This is a genomic window from uncultured Streptococcus sp. (assembly GCF_901875575.1).
Lineage (GTDB): Bacteria > Bacillota > Bacilli > Lactobacillales > Streptococcaceae > Streptococcus.
The window spans coordinates 1-3,890 of sequence record NZ_CABFMF010000027.1 but is presented as its reverse complement, the minus strand read 5'-3'; the positions used below and the strand labels follow the sequence as shown (position 1 = coordinate 3,890).

At 41.8% G+C, this 3,890-nt stretch carries 4 protein-coding genes; all 4 read left to right on the top strand.

Translation table 11 applies throughout. From position 1 onward, the window contains the following. Window positions 1-529: 529 nt before the first annotated feature. The 4 genes from QZ114_RS06875 (at window position 530) to nadE (ending at window position 3,614) form a co-directional block, all read left to right on the top strand. Window positions 530-739, top strand: a complete 210-nt coding sequence (locus QZ114_RS06875) for a helix-turn-helix transcriptional regulator (protein WP_173875948.1) — start codon at window positions 530-532, stop codon at window positions 737-739. Further along, the gene (locus tag QZ114_RS06870) at window positions 729-1,217 is read left to right on the top strand and encodes a DUF6773 family protein (protein ID WP_295501349.1); all 489 of its coding nucleotides are present in this window, start codon (window positions 729-731) and stop codon (window positions 1,215-1,217) included. Before QZ114_RS06875 ends, QZ114_RS06870 begins: the two co-directional genes overlap by 11 nt. A gap of 115 nt (window positions 1,218-1,332) precedes the next feature. Then, complete coding sequence (locus tag QZ114_RS06865) at window positions 1,333-2,793, top strand: nicotinate phosphoribosyltransferase (protein WP_295501346.1); 1,461 nt, start codon at window positions 1,333-1,335, stop codon at window positions 2,791-2,793. Further along, window positions 2,790-3,614: an ammonia-dependent NAD(+) synthetase gene (nadE, locus tag QZ114_RS06860; protein ID WP_295501343.1), complete on the top strand. Its 825-nt coding sequence runs from the start codon at window positions 2,790-2,792 to the stop codon at window positions 3,612-3,614. The genes QZ114_RS06865 and nadE overlap by 4 nt, the downstream gene beginning before the upstream one ends. Window positions 3,615-3,890 lie beyond the last annotated feature (276 nt).

Here is a 3,890-nt window from a genome sequence, read left to right as displayed (position 1 = left end):
CAATTGAACTTCTTCCTTTTTATTCCTTACCTGTATTTGTTGCTTCAAATACGATGTCTATTAGTCAGTATCTTGTGGTGATCACTACAATCATTTTATTGTATTTTTTCACTCTCAAGAAAAGCAAGGAGTGTTCACTTTAGTTTTATTTAGTATTATTTTGCAGACTTAAAATCCAGCAAAAAAATCAGTCATCTTGCTATGCTCCTGCTCTTGCTGTTTACCACGTTTTTGTCTTATGCTAGACTCATTTCCAAAAGCATTATATAATAGTGATATGAAAGCAACTAAACTAAACAAGAAATACAAGCAATCAAAACTCGTTTAAAAGACCCTACTAAAGCTAATACTAAACAAAAAATCAAATAGCAAACTAGAAAGTTTATTTCAAACAATCTAACATACTGATTTTAGGCTGAAGATAATATTGGAGTGCTAATTAATGAGGTTATAATAAATAGCTGACAGCTTGTGTTGGTTTTGGATTTTTTAAGAGTATATGAGTATTAAAACTATAAGGAGGACGCAGGTGGCTAAAAATTTAAAATTAAAATTAGCTCGGGTAGAGCTTGATTTAACTCAAGGTCAATTGGCAGAGGCTGTTGGGGTGACTCGCCAGACTATTGGTTTGATAGAGGCGGGAAAATACAATCCCAGTCTCTCACTCTGTCAGTCCATTTGCAGATGTTTAGGGAAAACCCTAGACCAACTATTTTGGGAGGAAGAAGATGGTAACTAAATTCATTCATTATCAATTACTTGACGAAAGAGAAGAGCAACTAATCAATAAAGCTGGAGCGGAATCCTTTACCCTCTTCATTGGACTTGTGCTTTTAAGCTATTTGGTGGCTGTATTAGCTCCCTCTCTTTTTAATCCGAATTTTCTAGTCTATACTCTGATAGTAGGAATTTTCTTCTTTTTCAATCGTGCCCGTTATCTGGGAGTGACCTACTATAGTCGTTTTCATTTTACGATTTTGGGTTGTTTTTTCCTAACCTTGGCTATTACGGCTCTTTTAATGTTACAGAATTATCAATTCAACATAGAAATTTATCAGCACAATCCTTTGAACGTTAAATACCTGTCTGCTTGGGCTATTACCTATGTCATTTACCTTCCCTGGGTCTTTATTGGCAATCTCGGTCTGAAGAGCTATGGCGAATGGGCTCAGAAAAAGTTTGAGCAAGACATGGATGAACTGGAGAGTGGAGAATAGCTTGTTACTCTTTTCTCAATCCAGCTAAAATGTGATATAATAGTACTAATTTATTGGAATACATGAAAGTTCTTGAAAATTTTCATGTGTTTCTAGCTAAGGAAGTAGAAAAAGTATGTATCCAGATGATAGTTTGACATTGCACACGGACTTGTACCAGATCAACATGATGCAGGTTTACTTTGACCAAGGGATTCACAATAAAAAGGCTGTCTTTGAGGTGTATTTCCGCCAAGAGCCTTTTAAGAATGGCTATGCGGTTTTTGCTGGTTTGGAAAGAATTGTAAGTTATCTTGAAGACTTGCGTTTTTCAGATAGTGATATTGCCTATTTGGAGTCGCTAGGCTATCATGGGGCATTTTTGGACTATCTCCGCAATTTAAAGTTGGAGTTGACCGTTCGTTCTGCCCAAGAAGGGGACTTGGTTTTTGCTAATGAGCCTATTGTGCAGGTGGAAGGCCCTCTAGCCCAATGTCAGTTGGTCGAAACGGCTCTTTTGAACATCGTCAACTACCAGACCTTGGTGGCGACCAAGGCAGCTCGTATTCGTTCGGTTATCGAAGATGAACCCTTGATGGAGTTTGGGACACGTCGGGCTCAAGAGATGGATGCGGCTATCTGGGGAACACGCGCAGCAGTGATTGGTGGCGCCAATGGAACTAGCAACGTGCGTGCTGGTAAACTCTTTAATATTCCTGTTTTGGGTACTCATGCTCATTCTTTGGTACAGGTTTATGGTAATGACTATGAGGCTTTTAAGGCTTATGCTGCGACCCACAAAAATTGCGTCTTTCTTGTGGACACCTATGACACCCTTCGCATTGGGGTACCCGCTGCCATTCAGGTGGCACGTGAGCTGGGTGACCAGATTAACTTTATGGGTGTGCGGATTGACTCTGGGGATATTGCCTATATTTCCAAGAAAGTCCGTCAGCAACTGGACGAGGCTGGATTTACAGAGGCTAAGATTTATGCTTCTAATGATTTGGACGAAAATACTATCCTCAATCTCAAGATGCAAAAGGCCAAGATTGATGTCTGGGGTGTGGGAACCAAGCTGATTACAGCTTATGACCAGCCAGCTCTTGGGGCAGTTTACAAGATTGTTGCGATTGAAGATGAAAATGGGAACATGCGCAACACCATCAAGCTGTCTAGTAATGCTGAAAAAGTGTCTACGCCAGGTAAGAAGCAAGTGTGGCGCATTACCAGTCGTGAAAAAGGTAAGTCAGAAGGCGACTACATTACCTATGATGGTGTAGATGTTGCCAGCATGACAGAAATCAAGATGTTCCATCCGACTTATACCTACATCAAGAAGACCGTTCGTAATTTTGATGCTGTTCCTCTATTGGTGGATATTTTCAAGGACGGAAAATTGATTTACAGCTTGCCTAGTTTGACTGAGATTCAGGACTATGCTCGTAAGGAATTTGACAAGCTTTGGGATGAGTACAAGCGTGTGCTCAATCCGCAGCATTATCCAGTGGATTTGGCGCGTGATGTATGGCAGGACAAGATGGACTTGATAGACAAAATGCGTAAGGAAGCCCTCGGCGAAGGAGAAGAAGAATGACTTTGCAAGAAACCATTATCCAAGAGCTGGGTGTCAAACCTGTAATTGATAGTCAAGAAGAAATCCGTCGTTCTATTGATTTCTTAAAAAGATATCTGAAAAAACATCCTTTTCTTAAAAGTTTTGTGTTGGGAATTTCTGGTGGTCAAGACTCTACCTTAGCAGGTCGCTTGGCTCAATTAGCCATGGAAGAAATGCGAGCTGAAACAGGGGATGACCGCTACAAATTTATCGCTGTCCGCTTGCCATACGGAGTACAAGCCGATGAAGCAGATGCTCAAAAAGCCCTAGCCTTTATCCAGCCAGATGTCAGCTTGGTAGTTAATATCAAGGAATCGGCAGATGCCATGACAGTTGCGGTCGAAGCAACAGGTAGTCCTGTTTCGGACTTCAACAAGGGCAATATCAAGGCTCGTTGCCGTATGATTGCTCAGTATGCCCTTGCTGGTTCCCATAGCGGAGCGGTCATTGGAACAGACCATGCTGCGGAAAATATCACAGGCTTTTTTACCAAGTTTGGTGACGGTGGTGCGGATATTCTTCCTCTTTACCGCCTCAATAAACGTCAAGGAAAACAACTCTTGCAGGAACTCGGTGCAGACCCAGCCCTTTATGAAAAAATCCCAACAGCAGACCTAGAAGAAGACAAACCAGGCCTAGCTGACGAAGTAGCCCTCGGAGTCACTTATGAAGAGATTGACGACTACCTAGAAGGTAAAACAATCAGCACAGAAGCTCAAGCGACTATTGAAAACTGGTGGCACAAAGGCCAACATAAACGCCACCTACCAATCACCGTATTTGATGACTTTTGGGAGTGAAAACCTCCAGTGGAGGTTTTCAGCCTGAGCCTAGAAATGAGAAAGCGAAGAAGGTCCGGGGGACCTTTTTACCCCGAGTTTAGAAATAAGAAAATGAGGAACCTCCAGTGGAGGTTTTCAGCCTCTCACCTTGAAATAAAAAAGTGAGAGAAGGTCCGGTAACTCGAAGAGTTCGATTTCGTAGTCTCACCCCCGCAACGATGACTAGGTTTGAAAGAGCTTGGTAAAGCGTATTTCAAACCAGACAGCGACTGCGTCAAGGGCTTAGATGAAAAA